This is a genomic window from Pseudomonas sp. 25 R 14 (assembly GCF_900004755.1).
GTDB classification, from domain to species: Bacteria; Pseudomonadota; Gammaproteobacteria; order Pseudomonadales; family Pseudomonadaceae; genus Aquipseudomonas; species Aquipseudomonas brenneri.
Genome location: NZ_CVTS01000069.1, coordinates 174,896 through 192,059, shown reverse-complemented (window position 1 = coordinate 192,059; position 17,164 = coordinate 174,896). Strand labels below are relative to the sequence as shown.

The 17,164-nt window shown below is 60.2% G+C and carries 17 protein-coding genes and 1 pseudogene; 4 read left to right on the top strand and 14 right to left on the bottom strand.

The features are described from left to right. Positions 1-31 precede the first annotated feature (31 nt). The 10 genes and pseudogenes from BFQ03_RS30965 to hutC all read right to left on the bottom strand — a co-directional run. Positions 32-118, bottom strand: a pseudogene (locus BFQ03_RS30965) (outer membrane lipoprotein carrier protein LolA); the annotation flags it as partial. Between the two features lie 26 nt (positions 119-144). Beyond that, positions 145-1,683, bottom strand: coding sequence for a histidine ammonia-lyase (gene hutH / locus BFQ03_RS28480; protein ID WP_139115757.1), 1,539 nt, complete (start codon positions 1,681-1,683; stop codon positions 145-147). Positions 1,684-1,703: 20 nt separating this feature from the next. Next, complete coding sequence (hutH, locus tag BFQ03_RS28475) at positions 1,704-3,227, bottom strand: HAL/PAL/TAL family ammonia-lyase (protein ID WP_065944544.1); 1,524 nt, start codon at positions 3,225-3,227, stop codon at positions 1,704-1,706. A gap of 136 nt (positions 3,228-3,363) precedes the next feature. After that, positions 3,364-4,188 (bottom strand): quaternary amine ABC transporter ATP-binding protein, encoded by an 825-nt coding sequence (locus tag BFQ03_RS28470; protein ID WP_050593423.1) that lies wholly within the window; start codon positions 4,186-4,188, stop codon positions 3,364-3,366. Further along, the gene (locus BFQ03_RS28465; protein ID WP_032862254.1) at positions 4,185-5,036 is read right to left on the bottom strand and encodes an ABC transporter permease; all 852 of its coding nucleotides are present in this window, start codon (positions 5,034-5,036) and stop codon (positions 4,185-4,187) included. The genes BFQ03_RS28470 and BFQ03_RS28465 overlap by 4 nt, the downstream gene beginning before the upstream one ends. 72 nt (positions 5,037-5,108) lie before the next feature. Continuing rightward, entirely contained in the window at positions 5,109-6,077 is a 969-nt protein-coding gene (locus BFQ03_RS28460) for an ABC transporter substrate-binding protein (RefSeq protein ID WP_032862255.1), read from the bottom strand. 68 nt (positions 6,078-6,145) lie between these two features. Beyond that, positions 6,146-7,603 (bottom strand): purine-cytosine permease family protein, encoded by a 1,458-nt coding sequence (locus BFQ03_RS28455; RefSeq protein ID WP_065944524.1) that lies wholly within the window; start codon positions 7,601-7,603, stop codon positions 6,146-6,148. A 177-nt stretch (positions 7,604-7,780) separates the two neighbouring features. Then, positions 7,781-9,451 (bottom strand): urocanate hydratase, encoded by a 1,671-nt coding sequence (gene hutU, locus BFQ03_RS28450; protein WP_032862257.1) that lies wholly within the window; start codon positions 9,449-9,451, stop codon positions 7,781-7,783. 412 nt (positions 9,452-9,863) lie between these two features. Next, on the bottom strand, positions 9,864-10,424 hold the full coding sequence (locus BFQ03_RS28445; protein WP_065944523.1) for a HutD/Ves family protein: 561 nt from the start codon (positions 10,422-10,424) through the stop codon (positions 9,864-9,866). Continuing rightward, positions 10,421-11,200, bottom strand: a complete 780-nt coding sequence (gene hutC, locus BFQ03_RS28440; RefSeq protein WP_174553297.1) for a histidine utilization repressor — start codon at positions 11,198-11,200, stop codon at positions 10,421-10,423. The genes BFQ03_RS28445 and hutC overlap by 4 nt, the downstream gene beginning before the upstream one ends. A gap of 78 nt (positions 11,201-11,278) precedes the next feature. Here hutC and BFQ03_RS28435 point away from each other — a divergent pair, with 78 nt between their 5' ends. Next, positions 11,279-12,643, top strand: a complete 1,365-nt coding sequence (locus tag BFQ03_RS28435) for a formimidoylglutamate deiminase (protein WP_032862260.1) — start codon at positions 11,279-11,281, stop codon at positions 12,641-12,643. Between the two features lie 112 nt (positions 12,644-12,755). Here the strand turns inward: BFQ03_RS28435 and BFQ03_RS28430 are convergent, their stop codons facing one another. Both BFQ03_RS28430 and BFQ03_RS28425 read right to left on the bottom strand, forming a co-directional pair. Further along, positions 12,756-13,679 (bottom strand): LysR substrate-binding domain-containing protein, encoded by a 924-nt coding sequence (locus BFQ03_RS28430; RefSeq protein ID WP_032862261.1) that lies wholly within the window; start codon positions 13,677-13,679, stop codon positions 12,756-12,758. Next, complete coding sequence (locus BFQ03_RS28425) at positions 13,679-14,527, bottom strand: EamA family transporter (protein WP_032862262.1); 849 nt, start codon at positions 14,525-14,527, stop codon at positions 13,679-13,681. Before BFQ03_RS28425 ends, BFQ03_RS28430 begins: the two co-directional genes overlap by 1 nt. 543 nt (positions 14,528-15,070) lie before the next feature. Between BFQ03_RS28425 and BFQ03_RS28420 the strand changes: the two genes are divergently transcribed. Then, entirely contained in the window at positions 15,071-15,379 is a 309-nt protein-coding gene (locus BFQ03_RS28420) for a DUF6124 family protein (protein ID WP_065944522.1), read from the top strand. 60 nt (positions 15,380-15,439) lie between these two features. Here BFQ03_RS28420 and BFQ03_RS28415 read toward each other — a convergent pair whose 3' ends face one another. Beyond that, a complete protein-coding gene (locus BFQ03_RS28415) occupies positions 15,440-16,009 on the bottom strand; it encodes a lipocalin family protein (protein WP_065944521.1) in 570 nt (189 codons plus the stop codon). Between the two features lie 30 nt (positions 16,010-16,039). Further along, on the bottom strand, positions 16,040-16,294 hold the full coding sequence (locus tag BFQ03_RS28410) for a lipoprotein (protein WP_032862265.1): 255 nt from the start codon (positions 16,292-16,294) through the stop codon (positions 16,040-16,042). Between the two features lie 232 nt (positions 16,295-16,526). On the opposite strand from BFQ03_RS28410, the gene BFQ03_RS28405 reads away from it, so the two are divergent. Beyond that, a complete protein-coding gene (locus tag BFQ03_RS28405) occupies positions 16,527-16,799 on the top strand; it encodes a type II toxin-antitoxin system Phd/YefM family antitoxin (protein ID WP_032862266.1) in 273 nt (90 codons plus the stop codon). Then, positions 16,796-17,119 (top strand): type II toxin-antitoxin system RelE/ParE family toxin, encoded by a 324-nt coding sequence (locus BFQ03_RS28400; RefSeq protein WP_032862267.1) that lies wholly within the window; start codon positions 16,796-16,798, stop codon positions 17,117-17,119. Before BFQ03_RS28405 ends, BFQ03_RS28400 begins: the two co-directional genes overlap by 4 nt. Positions 17,120-17,164 lie beyond the last annotated feature (45 nt).

The window sequence follows — 17,164 nt, the reverse complement described above, 5'->3', positions numbered from 1 at the left end:
ATTATTGTTATGCAGGGAAAACGCTCCCCTTTGTAGGAGCGAGCTTGCTCGCGAAAAACCTGAGAACGCCATGGGGTGTCAGGTTTCCCGCGTCATCGTTAACGATTTTCGCGAGCAAGCTCGCGCCTACAGGGGGCCTTGTGGTTAGAAACTTGGCAGCAGCTTGCTGGGTACCAGCTCGTTGAGGCAGCGGCTGGCCAGCAGCTCGCTGGCGGCGTTGATGTCCGGGGCGAAGAAGCGGTCCTTGTCATAGAACCCGACTTTGGCGCGCAGGATGCCGCGGGCTTTTTCCAGCTTCGGCGAGGTTTTCAAGCCGTCGCGCAAATCCAGGCCCTGGCACGCGGCCAGCCATTCCACGGCGAGAACTCCACGGGTGTTTTCAGCCATTTCCCACAGACGCTTGCCAGCAGCCGGAGCCATGGACACGTGGTCTTCCTGGTTCGCCGAAGTCGGCAGGCTGTCGACGCTATGGGGATGGGCCAGTGCCTTGTTCTCGCTGGCCAGGGCCGCAGCCGTCACCTGGGCGATCATAAAGCCGGAGTTCACCCCGCCATTGCCCACCAAGAATGGCGGCAGTTGCGACATGTGCTTGTCCATCATCAACGAGATGCGGCGCTCGCTCAGGGAACCGATCTCGGCAATGGCCAGGGCCATGTTGTCAGCGGCCATCGCCACCGGTTCGGCGTGGAAGTTACCGCCGGAAATCACATCACCTTCGGTCGCAAACACCAGCGGGTTATCCGAGACCGCATTGGCTTCGACCACCAGCACTTCGGCCGCCTGGCGGAACTGGGTCAGGCAGGCGCCCATGACTTGTGGCTGGCAGCGCAGGGAGTACGGGTCTTGCACCTTGTCGCAGTTCTGGTGGGACTGGGACACCTGGCTGCTGTCACCCAACAGGTCGCGATAAGCGGCGGCGGAGTCGATCTGCCCACGCTGGCCACGGGCCGCATGAATACGTGCATCAAACGGCGAGCGCGAGCCCAGCACCGCTTCCACGGTCAGGCCGCCACAAGCGATGGCTGCGGCGAACAGGTCTTCGCCTTCAAACAAACCGCGCAGGGCATAGGCAGTGGACACCTGGGTGCCGTTGAGCAGCGCCAGACCTTCCTTGGCGGCCAGGGTCAGTGGCGTCAGGCCGGCAATTTTCAGCGCCTCGGTCGCCTCCAGCCATTGACCCTTGTAGCGGGCCTTGCCTTCGCCCAGCAGCACCAGGGACATATGGGCCAGAGGCGCCAGGTCACCGGAAGCACCCACCGAACCCTTGAGCGGGATATGTGGGTAGACCTCGGCGTTGATCAGCGCGATCAGCGCATCGATCACCTGACGGCGAATCCCGGAAAAACCACGGCTCAGGCTGTTGACCTTGAGCACCATCACCAGACGCACCAGCGCGTCGCTGATCGGCTCGCCTACACCGGCGGCGTGGGACAGCACCAGCGAACGCTGGAGGTTTTCCAGGTCTTCACTGGCGATACGGGTCGAGGCCAGCAGGCCAAAACCGGTGTTGATGCCGTAGGCGGTGCGGTTCTCGGCGAGAATCTGCTCCACACAGGCCACACTGGCTTCGATCTGCGCCGTGGCGCTGTCATCCAGGCTGAGGGTCACCGGCTGCTGGTAGATGGCTCGCAGGTGGGCAAGGCTCAGTTGGCCTGGAATCAGATTTAGCGCAGTCACATTCATGCTCCTTTTTGAAATAGGGTTCAGTGCACATTCGGTAAAGCGTGGTTCAGCAAATCCGTGTTCTTGAGCAGCTTGGCGGTGGTCGCGATATCCGGCGCCAGCCAGCGGTCTTGCTCATAGGCCGGGACCTGCTCGCGCAGCAGGCGCCAGGCGGTGTGGGTGCCGGCGCCGAAGCCTTGTTCCTTGAGAAACTCAAAGGCCTGGGCCGCCAGCAGGTATTCGATGGCGAGGATCTGGGTGACGTTGTCCAGCACCGCATGCAGCTTGAGCGCGGCATTGGTGCCCATGCTCAGGTGGTCTTCCTGCAGGCCCGAGGTGACGAAGTTATCGAGCACCGCCGGCTGCGCCAGTTGGCGATTTTGCCCACACAGGGAAGCGGCAACGTACTGCACGATCATCATCCCCGAGTTGACGCCAGGGTTGCTCACCAGGAAGGCCGGCAGGCCGCTGACATGGGGGTTGATCAGGCGATCCAGGCGGCGTTCGGCGATGGAACCGATTTCGGCCATGGCGATGGCCAGCATGTCCGCCGCCAGCGCCACGGACTGGCCGTGCGGGTTGGCCTGGGAGACCACGCGGTAGCTGTCCGGCGTGCCCAGCAGCAAAGGGTTGTCGGTGGCACCGTTGAGCTCGGTCTCGATCTGCCGGGTGGCGTGCTCCAGTTGATCGCGGGCAGCACCGTGGACTTGAGGGATCGAGCGGATGCTCAACGCGTCCTGGGTGCGAATGCCCTTGCTCGCGGCAATCACTTCACTGCCGTCGAGCAGCGCGCGCAAATTGATCCCCACTTGCTGCATGCCGGGGTGCGGCTTGAGGGCGATGATTTGCTCGTCGAATGCGTCGATCTGCCCGCGCTGTGCTTCAAAGCTCATGGCCCCGATCACATCGGCCCATTGCAGCAAATGGTGGGCATCGGCCAGGGCCAGGCAGCTCAGGCCGCTCATGCACGGCGTGCCATTGACCAGGCACAGGCCGTCCTTGGCGCCGAGTACCACTGGCTGTAGGCCTTCGGCGGCCAACGCCGCCTGGGCCGTAACGATCTGACCCCGATAGCTGACATTGCCCACGCCCAGCAAGGCAATGCCGATATGCGCCATATGGGTCAGGTAGCCCACCGACCCCTGGGACGGCACCTGTGGGGTGATGCCGTGGTTGAGCAGCGCCAGCAGCGAATGCACCACCTGCGGATGCAGGCCGGACTTGCCCTGGCTGTAGTTGATGATCGCCGCACAGATGATTGCGCGGGTCTGCTCATTACTCAGCGGCGCGCCGACACCACAGGCGTGGCTGAGTAAGGTGTTACGCGACAACTGGCTCAGTTGCTCGCCCTCGAGCGACACGTTGCACAAGGCGCCCAGGCCGGTGTTGACACCATAGGCGCGCTCGCCGCTGGCGACGATGCGCTGCACGATGGCCTGGGCGTTGTCGATGCGTGCCCAGGCCTGGCCCGACAGCCCCAGTTCGGCGCCAAAACGAGCGACGGCGACCACGTCCTGCCAGTGCAGCGGGGTGTCGGCGATGATGATTTTTTTAGCCTGGGACATCTTCATACCTTCTTCAATTCTTTTTCAGCCTTGCCGCCTCTTCGCGAGCAAGCCCGCTCCCACAGGGGAAACGCATTCCAAATGTGGGAGCGGGCTTGCTCGCGAAGAGGCCAGCCAACTCACCACAAAACCCGGCTCAGACCACCGCCGCCCGCCGCTGAACAAAGCGGTCCACATACTCGTCCGCCGGCGAATGCAGGATCTCCCGCGGCGTGCCGACCTGGATCAGCTTGCCGTCCTTGAGGATCGCAATGCGGTTGCCGATGCGCACAGCCTCGTCCAGATCGTGGGTGATAAACACGATGGTCTTGTGCAGGGTCTTTTGCAGTTCCAGCAACTGGTCCTGCATCTCGGCGCGGATCAATGGGTCGAGGGCGCTGAACGCCTCGTCCATCAGGATGATGTCCGTGTCGGCCGCCAGGGCCCGGGCCAGCCCCACGCGCTGGCGCATGCCGCCCGACAACTGGTGCGGGTATTTGTTTTCGTAGCCCTTCAGGCCCACGGTTTCGATCCAGTGCAACGCGCGCTCGGTGCACACCTGCTTGGTTTCGCCACGCACTTTCAGGCCATAGGCCACGTTGTCCAGCACACTCTTGTGCGGCAGCAGGCCGAAGCTCTGGAACACCATGCTGATCTTGTGCCGGCGGAACTGGCGCAAGGCGTCCATGTCCAGTTGCAAGATGTCTTCGCCGTCTACCAGGATCGCGCCGCTGGTGGGGTCGATCAGGCGGTTGAAGTGGCGCACCAGCGTGGACTTGCCGGAGCCCGACAGGCCCATGATCACAAAAATCTCGCCGGTACCGATGCTCAGGGACAAGTCATTGACGCCCACCACGCAACCGGTCTGGGCCAGCACCTGGTCCTTGGTCTTGCCCTGGCCAATCAGCGCCAGCGCCTCTTTGTCCCGCGCACCGAAAATCTTGAATACGTTTTTCACTTCGATCTTGCTGACAGTGGTCATTTGCTCGCCTCATGCCGTGGACGGCCATAGGCCTGGGTAATGCGGTCGATGACCACAGCGAGAATCACAATCGCCAGGCCGGCTTCAAGGCCGCGCCCAACGTTAAGGGTCTGGATACCGACCAGTACGTCTTCGCCCAGGCCACGGGCGCCGATCATCGAGGCGATCACCACCATCGACAGGGCCATCATGGTGGTCTGGTTGATCCCGGCCATGATGCTCGGCAGGGCCAGCGGCAGTTGCACACCAAACAGTTGCTGCCAGCGGTTGGCACCGAAGGCATTGATGGCTTCCATCACTTCACGGTCCACCTGGCGAATGCCCAGGTCGGTCAGGCGAATCAGCGGCGGTGCGGCGTAGATCACCGTGGCGAAAATCGCTGGCACTTTGCCCAGGCCAAACAGCATCAGTACCGGGATCAGGTACACGAAGCTGGGCATGGTTTGCATGATGTCCAGCAACGGCATCAGCACCGCGCGCAGGCGATTGCTGCGTGCCGAAAGAATGCCCAGCGGGATGCCGATCAATACCGAGATCACGGTCGCGACCAGCATCAGCGCCAGGGTCTGCATCAGTTTGTCCCACAGGCCGACCGCGCCGACCAGGAACAGCAGGCCGACGATTACCGCCGTGGTCACTACCTTGCGGGTGGCGTGCCAGGCAACGCCGCCGACAATCGCCAGCATCAGCCACCAGGGCGCCATGCGCAGCAGGCCTTCCAGGTTGACGATGGCCCACAGCAAGGTGTCGGAAATTTGCCGGAACACATCGCCGTAATTGGTCACTAATGCATCGACCCAACCGTTGACCCAGTCGGCGATGGAAAACGTAAAACTCTCAGGAAACATAACGTGCTCTCGATCCAATGGAGTGTGGCCGGGTGCCCGGCTGCCTTTTCAGGGTAGCCGGGAGCACTGTGCCTACAAGGCCGCGTCGATTTTCTTGGCTGCGTCTTCACTGACCCAGGCGTGCCAGACTTCCGGGTGTTCCTTGAGGAAAATCTTCGCCAGCTTCGACGAATCAATGCGCTCTTTGCTCATGCGCGCCAGGTTCTGGTTGAGCAGGTCGATCGGCAGGTTGACCTTTTCCAGCACCGCCACCAGTTCCGGGGCTTGCTCGTGGAAGGTCTTGGACAGGCCGACCTTGATGGTCACGCTTTTATCCACGCCAGGTTTTTCGTCGAGTTTGACCAGGTCCACCTGGCCCATCAGCGGCGTTGGCGTCCAGTAGTAAAACAGGATCGGCTCGCCACGTTTGTAGCTCGACAGCACCGCCGCATCCAGTGCCGGGCCGGTGCCTGGGCGGAAGTTGGTATAGGAACTTTCCAGGCCATAGCTCTTGAGCATTTCGCTGTTGTCCAGCTCACAAGTCCAGCCGGCCGGGCAGTTGTAGAAGCGGCCCTTGGACGGCTCTTCCTGGTCCTTGAATACCGCAGAGTACTTGGCCAGGTCGGCAATGTTTTTCAGGTCCGGCGCCTTGGCTTCGAGCTTGCGCTTGGCGTCGCCTTCGATCACGTAGCGTGGCACGTACCACCCTTCAACAGCACCAACCACGGGCGCACCGACACCCACGACTTTGCCGGCCTTCTCGGCCTTCTTCCACACTTCGCTGCGGCCAACCCACTCCTCGGCGAAGATCTGAATATCGTTGCTGCCCAGGGCGTTTTCCATGGTGATGGAATTGCCCGGCAGGCTATCGGTTTTGCAGTCGTAGCCTTTTTCCAGGACCACTTGCAGGACATCGGTCAGCAACATGCCGCTTTCCCAATTCAGGCCGGCGAATTTCACCGGTTTGCCCGACTCGCACCAACCGGCTGCCTGAGAGGCGCCAGCAGCGGTGAGCAAGCCTGCGGCGAGCAATGGGGTCAGCAAGGTCTTATGCATTTTCATTGTGTGACGCTCCCAATCATGAAATGGATTACGGCAGTCAAAAGGCATCCTGCCTCGTCCACGTCCCATCAGGCTTGTGCAAGCTGCCCGGTTGTTGTTGATGCAGCGCCCTGCTCTACCGGCAGGATCAGTCGTTCAGGGATTGCGCCGTGCCATTTTTTTGCACATACGTAATACAGGGCTGCTGGCAGTACCAGGCCGATGATCCAGGAAATATCCACACCCCCCAGGGCGGCCACCAGGGGGCCGGTGTAGAACTTGGTGGCGATGAACGGCAATTGCACCAGCACGCCGAACACATAGACGCTGATACCGAGCAGGTTCCACCGGCCGTAGCGACCGTTCGGGTCGGCCAATGCCGGCACGTCATAGCGATCGCGGGTGATGCAGTAGTAGTCCACCAGGTTGATCGCGCTCCAGGGCGTAAAGAACGCCAGCAAGAACAAGATGAAGGACTTGAACGCACTGAGGAACGAGTGCTGGCCGAGCAACGCGATCAGGGTCGCAGCACCGACGATGAGCAGCACGAAAGCCAGGCGCTGCAAGCGCGTCACCTCCATGCGCCCCCGAAAGCCGCTGACAATGGTCGCAATGCACATGAAGCTGCCGTAGGAATTGAGCGTGGAGATGGTGACCTTGCCGAACGCGATGCTGAAGTACAGCAGCGCCGCCGTGGCCCCCGTGCCACCCAGCCCCACGATGTAGGCCACTTCGTTACCGGCAAATTGCCCGTTGGACATGGCGGCGGCGAACACCCCAAGGATCATCGCCACCTGTGCGCCAATGACCGAACCTGCGCCTGCGGCCAGAAAGGTTTTCACCGAGGACGTATTGCTCGGCAGGTAGCGCGAATAGTCAGCCACGTAGGGGCCGAAGGCGATTTGCCAGGAGGCCGCGAGCGACACTGCGAGCAAAAAACTGCTCCAACTGAAGTGACGGATTTGCAGGAGTGCGCCAATGTCGGTCTGGCTCATCAGGCGGCTGAACAGGTAGACAAAGGCAATCACGCCAATGACGCTGGCAACACGCCCGATGAAATGGATCACCCGGTAACCGAGCACCGTGACCAGCACAATGACACTGGCGAAGATAAGGATGCCGACACTGTCGCTGACCCCAAACAACTGGCCCAGCGCCTGGCCGGAAAGCACCGTCCCGGTTGCGGTGAAACCGAGGTACATCAAGCACACCAGCACAATCGGAATGGCCGCGCCATACACACCGAACTGCACCCGGCTGGAGATCATCTGTGGCAGGCCGAGCCTTGGCCCTTGCGCCGCATGCAACGCCATCACGCCGCCGCCCAGCAGTTGACCGATCAACAGACCGATCAACGACCAAAACACATCACCGCCCAACACCACGGCCAGGGCCCCGGTGACAATCGCGGTGATTTGCAGGTTGGCGCCCATCCACAGGGTGAACTGGCTCAATAGACGACCGTGTCTTTCCGCTTCCGGGATGTAGTCGATCGAACGCCTTTCGATCAACGGGGTGGAGCTTGCACGCGCGTCGTTTGCAGCCATGGGTGTTCAACCTCTGATGGATTGTTTTTCGGTGGTGCGGATGAAGCAGGTCTTGTGTACACAGCAGGTCAAATGTGGGAGCTGGCTTGCCTGCGATACGCGCGACGCGGTCTGTCAGGCAGACCGCAGTGATGCCATCGCGGGCAAGCCCGGCTCCCACAGGAGCCGAGCCAGCCGTTATTTGATCATCGGCAGGTTCAGGCCCTGCTCCTTGGCGCAGTCGATGGCGATCTGGTAGCCGGCGTCTGCATGACGCATCACCCCGGTAGCCGGGTCGTTATGCAGCACCCGCGCAATCCGCTCGGCGGCTTCATCGGTACCGTCGCAGACAATCACCATCCCCGAATGCTGGGAGAAGCCCATGCCTACGCCGCCACCGTGGTGCAGCGAAACCCAGGTCGCGCCGCTGGCGGTGTTGAGCAAGGCATTGAGCAACGGCCAGTCAGACACGGCGTCGGAACCGTCCTGCATGGATTCGGTTTCGCGGTTCGGGCTGGAAACCGAGCCGGAGTCCAGATGGTCACGACCGATCACCACCGGTGCCGACAACTCACCGCTGCGCACCATCTCGTTGAATGCCAAACCCAACTTGGCGCGCTGGCCCAGGCCAACCCAGCAGATACGCGCCGGCAGGCCCTGGAAGCTGATGCGTTCGCGGGCCATGTCCAGCCAGTTGTGCAGGTGGGCGTCGTCGGGGATCAGTTCCTTGACCTTGGCGTCGGTCTTGTAGATGTCCTGCGGGTCGCCCGACAGTGCCGCCCAACGGAACGGGCCGATGCCACGGCAGAACAGCGGGCGGATGTAGGCCGGTACAAAACCCGGGAAGTCGAAGGCATTTTCTACACCTTCTTCTTGCGCCATCTGACGGATGTTGTTGCCGTAGTCGAAGGTCGGAACCCCCATTTTCTGGAAGTCCAGCATGGCCTGGACGTGTACGGCCATCGACTGCTTGGCCGCCTTGATCACCGCCGCCGGTTCGGTCTTGGCGCGCGCGCGGTATTGGTCCCAGGTCCAGCCAGCCGGCAGGTAACCGTTGAGCGGGTCGTGGGCGCTGGTCTGGTCGGTGACCATGTCCGGGCGTACGCCGCGCTTGACCAGTTCAGGCAGGATTTCAGCAGCGTTGCCAAGCAGGGCAATGGAGATGGCCTTGCCTTCCTTGGTGTACTTGGCGATGCGCGCCAGGGCGTCGTCGAGGTCGCTGGCTTGTTCGTCGACATAGCGGCTGCTCAAGCGAAAATCGATACTGACCTGCTGGCATTCAATGTTCAGCGAGCAGGCACCGGCCAGGGTCGCGGCCAACGGTTGTGCGCCACCCATGCCGCCCAGGCCGGCGGTGAGGACCCAACGGCCAGTCAGGTCGCTGTTGTAATGCTGGCGACCGGCTTCGACGAAGGTCTCGTAAGTGCCCTGGACGATGCCCTGGCTGCCGATGTAGATCCAACTGCCGGCGGTCATCTGGCCGTACATGGCCAGGCCCTTGGCATCCAGCTCGTTGAAATGTTCCCAACTGGCCCAGTGCGGTACCAGGTTGGAGTTGGCGATCAGCACACGCGGGGCATTGCTGTGGGTCTTGAACACGCCGACCGGCTTGCCCGATTGCACCAACAGGGTTTCGTCGTCATTGAGGTGGGTCAGGCTTTCGACGATCTGGTCGTAGCACTCCCAGTTACGCGCCGCACGCCCGATACCGCCATACACCACCAGCTCCTTGGGGTTTTCGGCCACTTGTGGGTCGAGGTTGTTCATCAGCATGCGCAGCGGCGCTTCAGTCAGCCAGCTTTTGGCAGTGAGCTTGTTACCGCGGGCAGCGCGGATTTCGACGTCACGGTACTTGGTGGGCTTACTCACGAAAAATTCCTCTGCGATCAATGCGCGAACATGATGGGTGCGAAGAGGATTGCCTGTGACTCTTACGCACACATATTTACTTGTACATACAAGCATATGCAATCAAGCGGCCAACTTGGATTGGACGAGGTGGAGATTTTTCTGGAGAGGAGTGAAAGCCCCGGAAAACAAGGCTTTTCGGCTTGATGAAATTTCTTACAAAGGGGTTTTGAAGTGCCGCAGGATTGCTACTGAAGCAGGGCATTGCGCCATGCTGGGGCATTCGGTAACAACTTGGTGCGGGACTGGAAACAGATTTTGTAGCCTATGAAGATCCAAATGTGGGAGCGGGCTTGCTCGCGAATGCGGTGGGTCAGCTAACGCTTGCGGTGACTGATACACCCCATTCGCGAGCAAGCCCGCTCCCACATTTTTAATCGTGTGCGGTCAGTTCGATCAGGCAGCAGCGGCCAGTTACCGCAATGTCCAACAGGCCGGTGTTACCGTCCACCTGCAAGCAATCATGATGGCCCAGCACTTCGCCAAGCGCCTTCACCTCATCAGCCACGCTGAACACCAGCACGGTGTGCGCAGTACTGAAAAACTGCTGCACCCCATCCACCCACTGCAAACGTGCGTGGTAACGCTGGGGCGCATAGATCAGGTTGAAGTCGCGGATCGGCCCGGTGATCAAGCGGCACGCGACCTGGCTTTCGCCACTGAAGGCAAAGGGCTGCAGCGGTAACAACCCACGCTGCTCCTCGCCATCCACGGTCAACACCATACCGGCGCCCTGGATCACAGTGATCACCCGCTGATAACCGGCAAACGTGGAAAAACCACCCGACTCGGCGATATCGGCAATCGACAGGCGCCAACCAAAACCGTCCAGGCCGTGGCCTGCGTCCCGGGTGATTTCTTCGGTACTGCCGCCGCCGTTTTTCCACGGCATGCGCACGTAATCAGCGGCGCGCCAGACCTTTACCGTAGTCATTTGCTGAAACGCCCTTCGAGGCTATGACGCGAGCCAGGGTGGATCAACCGCGCCGCCGTCACCGGCTGGCGACCGGACCAGGTGCGCCTGCGAATCAGCAGGCACGGCTCGCCGGCCTCGATCTGCAATAGCTGGCATTCCTGCGGGTCGGCCAGGATGGCTTCCACCACATGCTCGCCCTCGGTCAGTGGCGCCACCTGGTTGAGATAGGCGTAAGGGGTTTGCTGGGTGAAATCCTGTTGCAGGTATTGCGGTGCGACCAGGGCGTTGACGAAACGGTCTTCGATTTGCACCGGGATATCATTTTCGTAGTGCACGATCAGCGAGTGGAAGACGCGCCCGCCTTCGCGCATTTCCAGGGCCACGGCGCGCTCGGACCCGGCGGCTTCTTCGCCCAGGGTGATCACCTTGCAGGTGTGACGATGGCCACGGGAGGCAATCTCGTCCGCGATGTTATGCACCTCGAACAGCGCCGACTGACTCTTGGGCTCGGCGACGAAGGTGCCGACGCCCTGCATGCGCACCAGCAGGCCTTCGGCGGTCAGCTCCCGCAGGGCGCGGTTGATGGTCATGCGGCTGAAGCCCAACTGGCTGACCAGTTCGCTTTCCGACGGCACGCGATAGTGCGGCGGCCAGTTGCCGTTGAGAATCTGCTGGCTGATCATCTGTTTGACGCGGGCATACAAGGGCGCCGGACTTTCGTCCATGTGGGCAGCCAGTGGAGACTTGGCGGGCGGAGTCGGCACGGGGAATCCTTGCAGGGGGAAAAGATGCATAGATTGCCGGAGTTTACCGAGCAGGCAAACGTCTGTATATGTATATACAAATAAACACACGACTGGGGTGCCTTGATCATGTCCGCTTTCTTTGCCGAACGCGCGCTGCTGCCTAATGGATGGGCCAACGATGTACGTCTTGAAGTCAGCGCCGATGGCCTGCTGACCAACGTGACGGCCAATGCCAGCGCAGACGGTGCCGAGCGGCTCAGGGGCCCGTTGCTGCCGGGCATGCCGAACCTGCACTCTCACGCATTCCAGCGGGCCATGGCGGGGCTGGCGGAAGTCGCCGGCAACCCCAATGACAGCTTCTGGACCTGGCGCGACCTGATGTACCGCATGGTCGGCCAGATCAGCCCCGAGCAATTGCAGGTCATCGCCCGCCAGCTGTATATCGAGATGCTCAAGGCCGGCTACACCTCAGTCGCCGAGTTCCACTATGTGCACCACGATGTCAGCGGCCAGCCGTACGCCGACCCCACCGAACTGTCACGCCAGATCAGCCTGGCGGCAGCCAGCAGCGGCATCGGCCTGACGTTGTTGCCGGTGCTGTACAGCCACGCAGGCTTTGGCGGCCAGGCACCGAACGACGGCCAGCGCCGGTTTATCAACAGCACCGAAAACTACCTGGACCTGCAAGCGCGTTTGCAACCGATAGTGGCCGCACAACCGGCGCAGCAACTGGGCCTGTGTTTCCACTCATTGCGCGCGGTAACGCCGCAACAGATCAGCGCAGTTCTGGCCGCCAGCGACAAGGCCTGCCCGGTACATATCCACATCGCCGAACAGCAAAAGGAAGTCGACGACTGCCTGGCCTGGAGCGGCAAGCGCCCGCTGCAATGGCTGTATGACAATGTCGACGTCGACCAGCGTTGGTGCCTGGTGCACGCCACCCACGCCAACCCCGAAGAAGTGACGCTGATGGCCCAGAGCCGAGCGATTGCCGGGCTGTGCCTGACCACTGAAGCCAACCTGGGCGACGGGATTTTCCCGGCGGTGGACTTCCTGGCCCAGGGTGGGCGCATGGGGATTGGCTCTGACAGCCATGTGTCGTTGAGCGTGGTCGAAGAACTGCGCTGGCTGGAATACGGCCAGCGCCTGCGCGACCAGCGGCGTAACCGGCTGTATCGCAGCGATCAACCGATGGTCGGGCGTACGTTGTTCGACGCAGCCCTGGACGGTGGCGCCCAGGCCTTGGGCCAGCCGATTGGCCGACTGGAAGTGGGCAAGCGTGCGGACTGGCTGGTGCTGGACGGCAATGATCCGTACCTGGCGACGGCCAGTGAAGACGGGATTCTCAACCGCTGGCTGTTCGCCGGGGGTGATCGCCAAGTGCGTGATGTGCTGGTCAATGGCCAGTGGGTGGTGCGCGATGGGCGGCATGCTGGCGAGGAAGAGAGCAGCCGGGCCTTCACGCAGGTTCTTAGAGACCTACTGTCCTAACAGTACATCCCACTGTAGGAGCTGGCTTGCCAGCGATGACGGATTGCCAGTCAATAAATTCATTGGCTGACCCACCGCTATCGCTGGCAAGCCAGCTCCTACATGGACCTCTTCAGCTACAGATTTGCGGACACTGCTCGCGGACTTCTCCCACAAACTCATCGGCAGTCGCCTTGAGCCAAGCAAATAGCCGGGCGATATCCGGCTCAGACTGTCGCCCGTTTCGACAAATGATGTAGTACGCCGCCGGTGACATCATCACCGGACAGTTCAAAGCCAGCAGGCTCCCCTCTTTCAGCGCGTCATACACCAGCGCCGTCCTGCCCAGAGCAATCCCGCCGCCTTTGACCGCCAGACTGATGGCCTGACTGGAATCCGCAAACCGCGGGCCATGGTGAGACGGCACAGGCGCCATCCCCTGGAATGCAAACCAGCCGTCCCAGCCTGGACACACTTGATCGTCGACCCGATGAATCAACGAGTGCCGCGCGATATCCTCCAGCGCAATATCGCCATTGGCCCGCACAAACTCCGGCGAGCAGACCGGGAACACGCCATCACGCATCAGCAGTTCGACATGATGCTCCGGATAGTCGCCGTACCCCATCACCACCGCGACGTCGTATTGATGGGCACCCAGGTTATCGGTACTGGTCAACACCAGATCCAGATTGAACGAAGCCTCTGCATGAGAGCCATGCAGCCTGGGAGTCAACCATGTCGAACAGAGGGACGAGGTGCACGAAAAATAGAGCGGCTGGGGTGTGCTCAGGTTGAGCGAATGCAGCACGGCATCCAACTCGTTGAAAAAACCAGCCGTCACCGGCAACAAGGCCTGCCCGGCGTCGGTCAGCTTGACGCCCCGCGAGTGGCGCTCAAACAACTGCACGCCCCACCACTCCTCCAGTCCGGAAATTTGGTGACTGATGGCGCTGGCGGTGAGGTTAAGGCCAGCAGCTGCACGAGCGAAACTGCCGGTCTGTGCGGCACTGACAAACGCTTGAAGCATGGGTGTCGGGGGTGGGCGCTGGGCCATCAGGTGCTCACTTTGATCAGGATGATCCCGCAAACAATGACAAGCGCCGAAAGCATCCGCCGCCAGCCGAACCGTTCATGGAAGAACAGCGCGGCAATAATGGCGCCGATAATAACACTGGTTTCCCGCAGCGCTGACACCTTGGCGACCGCATCCAGCGACAGCGCGAACAACACCAGGCCGTAGGACGCGAGGTAAAAAATACCGCCCAGCATGCCTACCCGCCAATGGCTGCGAATTGCCTGGACGAAACTCGTACGCGCTTTCAAAAACGCCAGCAGCGGAATCGGAATGCTCTGGAACACAGTCAGGTAGATGATGTATTGCAGTACCGTCTGACTGGCTCTTACACCCTTGGCATCCACTACTGTGTAGGACGCAATAAACACCCCCGCGCCCACCGCCATCAGGATCGGCCTGAGCCTGTGCGCCGTCATCCTGCGCACAAACGTCAGGCTGATAATCCCCAGGCAGATCAACAGCACCCCCGCCATCGCCTGGAACGACAGGTGTTCGTGCAGCAGAAAGTAGGAAAACAGCGCGACCAATACCGGCGGCACGCCGCGCATCACCGGGTAGACCTGGCCGAAGTCGCCCGTTTCATAGGCCTTGATCAGAAACAGTCGATAGACCGTATTGAGCACCACCGAAAGCAGGACATAACCCCAGACCTGCAGGCTCGGCACATCGACCAGCGGCAGCGCCGCGAGGCAGATCAGCAATGCGGTGCCATCGACCAGGGCCAGGGTCATGAAACGGCTGCTACCGGCCCGAACCACCGCATTCCAGGTGGCGTGCATAAAGGCGGAGATCAGGACCAGGGTGATCGCAATATCGGAGTTGTCCATGGGGTGGGGCCGTTCAGAGGAAAAGGCGGGTATTTAACTCAGCCTCGCGCGCTGGCCAGAAGCGAATCCTCATCAGCACAGCCATCAAAATCCATCATCGACGCCGGAGCCCTCTGTAGGAGCGAGCTTGCTCGCGAAAAACGTCAACGATAACGCGTGCTTACTGAATGAATGCGGCGCCTGTAAGTTTTTCGTCGGAACGCCGCCCGGAGACAAGCTCGCTCCTACAATTTGGTCATGGTTTGTAAAGGGCCAGCAAGGCGTGTCCCTTTAAATTGCAGGACGTTTCCGAGACAATCCCTGCCGCCTTGTGTCTGTTGGAATCGATGGCTAGCCTGCGCTCCGTCACTGCTCATCAGTGATCGGGTTTAGTCGCCCGGTACATCACAAGGTGCATGGTCCCATGAAGTTTTATGGTGGCTGTGCGCAGGGCACCCTCGGGTGCGCCGGATTTCCTTGTGGCCGGTCGACTAACCTGCGTACAGCCGCCACCCTTCGTTTAGTCGCGACGGACCGGCTCCGATTCTCACAAGGAGCTTCGCCATGCATAAACTTGTCCCCGACCCACCTCGTGATCCCGCCAAAGACCGCGCCGCGTTCAACCGCGCCATCGACCATTACCTGCCGACCCGGGAAGTTCACAGCACCCACGCAGACTTGAGCTTCGAAGATGCGTTGCTTTATACCGCCAGCCTGCTGGACAGTGCCTGCGCGACGGCACTCGATTGCACAGAGTCGCTGGAGAGCCCCGAGCGGGCGAAGGTGTTGGCGGTGTGGCATCTACTGGAAATGGCCAAGACCACCGTCGATCAATCGATTGAGTGCCTGCACCCTGCCAGGGCAAAAACCTGAGTGCAAAAAAAGGCGGGCTTGTATGGCAAGCCCGCCTTTTTTAATCGACCCGTGGCCAGGTTACTGCGAGGTCTTCGCCATCTGCTTATCCGACGTACGCCAGATCAAACGCGTGGTGTCGTAGCCCTGCTGGCGTGCCCTGCTCAGCAGGTCTTCGCGGGTTTCGGCGCTGACAGTCGGCGTTCGCGACAGCAGCCACATGTAGCGTCGGCTCGGGCTGCCGACGATGGCAGTCTTGTAGTCATCGCTGACGTACAACACCCAGTAATCACCCTTGGCCACACCCGGCAGCAATGCGGTGAACCAGTTGTTGAATTCGACCCACAGCTTGTCAGTCTTGCCCGGTACTTGCGGCGTGGCCGTGCCCTTGGCTTCTTCCCACTTCCACTCGGTGGTCAGGCAGCGGTTGAACACTGACATGTCACCATCGGGCAGCAGGGAGTAACGCGCCTCGGACTGCGCGCAGTTACGCTGGAAGTACATGGGCAGGCGGGCCAACTCGTACCAGGTGCCCTGGTAACGCTTGAGGTTGACACTGCCGACAGTCTTGGGTTGCAGATCATCGCCAGAATGGCTGGCGCAGCCTGCCAAAAACAGGCTGGCGCAAAGGTACAAAACAAAACGCATCATTCTTCTTCTCCCGCAGGCTTTCGCCCCGGTTTACTTCAGGCCTTGCCCGGAAAACATCAGAACTTTGTCACCGGCGTACTGCACGCTGATAAAGCTGGTTTTGTCGCCCCAGGTGCAGCTGGACATGCCCAGCGCGCCGGAACAATCAGTGGGCTTGCCCAGCAATGACTCCACCTCGGCCTTGGCCATGCCAGCCGAAAGCTTCTGGTAGTTTTCCTGGGTGACCTTGCTGCAAGCGGCCAGCAGGACGCAAAAACACAAGAGGGCGATACGGCGTAACGACATGGTAGAGCTCCTGGAGGGACACGCAGCAGTGGGGATCTGCCAGAAGCTTAGAAGGGAAAAGGGGGGTCTGGTTCCCGGAAGGGGGTGGTATTTCTTTTTTCTACAAAATGGCCTTTTTCGAAAATTTTTAAACGAGTAGATCGCCGCCTTTCGTCGATCAGGCTGATTGAACAGACCAGAAACAACTAAATTAAGACTAAAATCAGTCCTAATTTCAAGTAGGGGTCTTGTAATGAAATTCTCATCCCAGATAAAACCGATCAGTTACCTGAAAAGCCATACCGCAGAGATCGTCAAGAACCTCACAGAAAGCCGCGAACCGCTGGTCATCACCCAAAATGGTGAGGCCAAATTAGTCGTAATGGATGTGAAGAGCTTTGAAGAGCAAGCGGAAACGATGGCGCTGTTGAAGCTTTTGGCACTAGGCAACCGACAAATTGAGCTGGGCCAGTTTCAGGATATGGAGGACGTGTTCGCTGAACTGGATCAGGACGAAGCTCAATGACTTATCGAGTTGTTATTCTTCAATCTGCAAAAAACGATCTGAAAGAACTCAAGTCCTACCTCACGCGACAGTTCTCTACATCAACCTGGCAACAGACTTACGAGTTGCTTAAACAGGCTTTACGCCGCCTGGAAACCCAACCGTATGCAGGCTCGATGCCGGAAGAAATCGAAAAGCTGAACCTGACCCAGTACCGACAAGTTATCTGCGCAATGAACCGGATCATCTACGAAGTCCGAGACAAGACCCTCTACATCCACATCATTGCCGACACACGTAGAAACCTGCAGGCACTGCTACTCAAAAACCTTATCCAATAAAAAGCCCCGCAACGCTGAAACGTTTCGGGGCTTGATCTGACGCGC

Bases quoted from the DNA above. Each gene is read 5' to 3' on its own strand.
- BFQ03_RS28405 (WP_032862266.1), top strand. From the start codon at position 16,527: ATGAAATTCTCATCCCAGATAAAACCGATCAGTTACCTGAAAAGCCAT.
- hutH (WP_139115757.1), bottom strand. From the start codon at position 1,683: ATGAATGTGACTGCGCTAAATCTGATTCCAGGCCAACTGAGCCTTGCC.
- BFQ03_RS28465 (WP_032862254.1), bottom strand. From the start codon at position 5,036: ATGTTTCCTGAGAGTTTTACGTTTTCCATCGCCGACTGGGTCAACGGT.
- BFQ03_RS28400 (WP_032862267.1), top strand. From the start codon at position 16,796: ATGACTTATCGAGTTGTTATTCTTCAATCTGCAAAAAACGATCTGAAA.
- BFQ03_RS28415 (WP_065944521.1), bottom strand. From the start codon at position 16,009: ATGATGCGTTTTGTTTTGTACCTTTGCGCCAGCCTGTTTTTGGCAGGC.
- BFQ03_RS28445 (WP_065944523.1), bottom strand. From the start codon at position 10,424: ATGACTACGGTAAAGGTCTGGCGCGCCGCTGATTACGTGCGCATGCCG.
- BFQ03_RS28425 (WP_032862262.1), bottom strand. From the start codon at position 14,527: ATGGACAACTCCGATATTGCGATCACCCTGGTCCTGATCTCCGCCTTT.
- BFQ03_RS28455 (WP_065944524.1), bottom strand. From the start codon at position 7,603: ATGGCTGCAAACGACGCGCGTGCAAGCTCCACCCCGTTGATCGAAAGG.
- BFQ03_RS28420 (WP_065944522.1), top strand. From the start codon at position 15,071: ATGCATAAACTTGTCCCCGACCCACCTCGTGATCCCGCCAAAGACCGC.
- hutH (WP_065944544.1), bottom strand. From the start codon at position 3,227: ATGTCCCAGGCTAAAAAAATCATCATCGCCGACACCCCGCTGCACTGG.
- BFQ03_RS28435 (WP_032862260.1), top strand. From the start codon at position 11,279: ATGTCCGCTTTCTTTGCCGAACGCGCGCTGCTGCCTAATGGATGGGCC.
- BFQ03_RS28430 (WP_032862261.1), bottom strand. From the start codon at position 13,679: ATGGCCCAGCGCCCACCCCCGACACCCATGCTTCAAGCGTTTGTCAGT.
- hutC (WP_174553297.1), bottom strand. From the start codon at position 11,200: ATGCATCTTTTCCCCCTGCAAGGATTCCCCGTGCCGACTCCGCCCGCC.
- BFQ03_RS28460 (WP_032862255.1), bottom strand. From the start codon at position 6,077: ATGAAAATGCATAAGACCTTGCTGACCCCATTGCTCGCCGCAGGCTTG.
- BFQ03_RS28470 (WP_050593423.1), bottom strand. From the start codon at position 4,188: ATGACCACTGTCAGCAAGATCGAAGTGAAAAACGTATTCAAGATTTTC.
- BFQ03_RS28410 (WP_032862265.1), bottom strand. From the start codon at position 16,294: ATGTCGTTACGCCGTATCGCCCTCTTGTGTTTTTGCGTCCTGCTGGCC.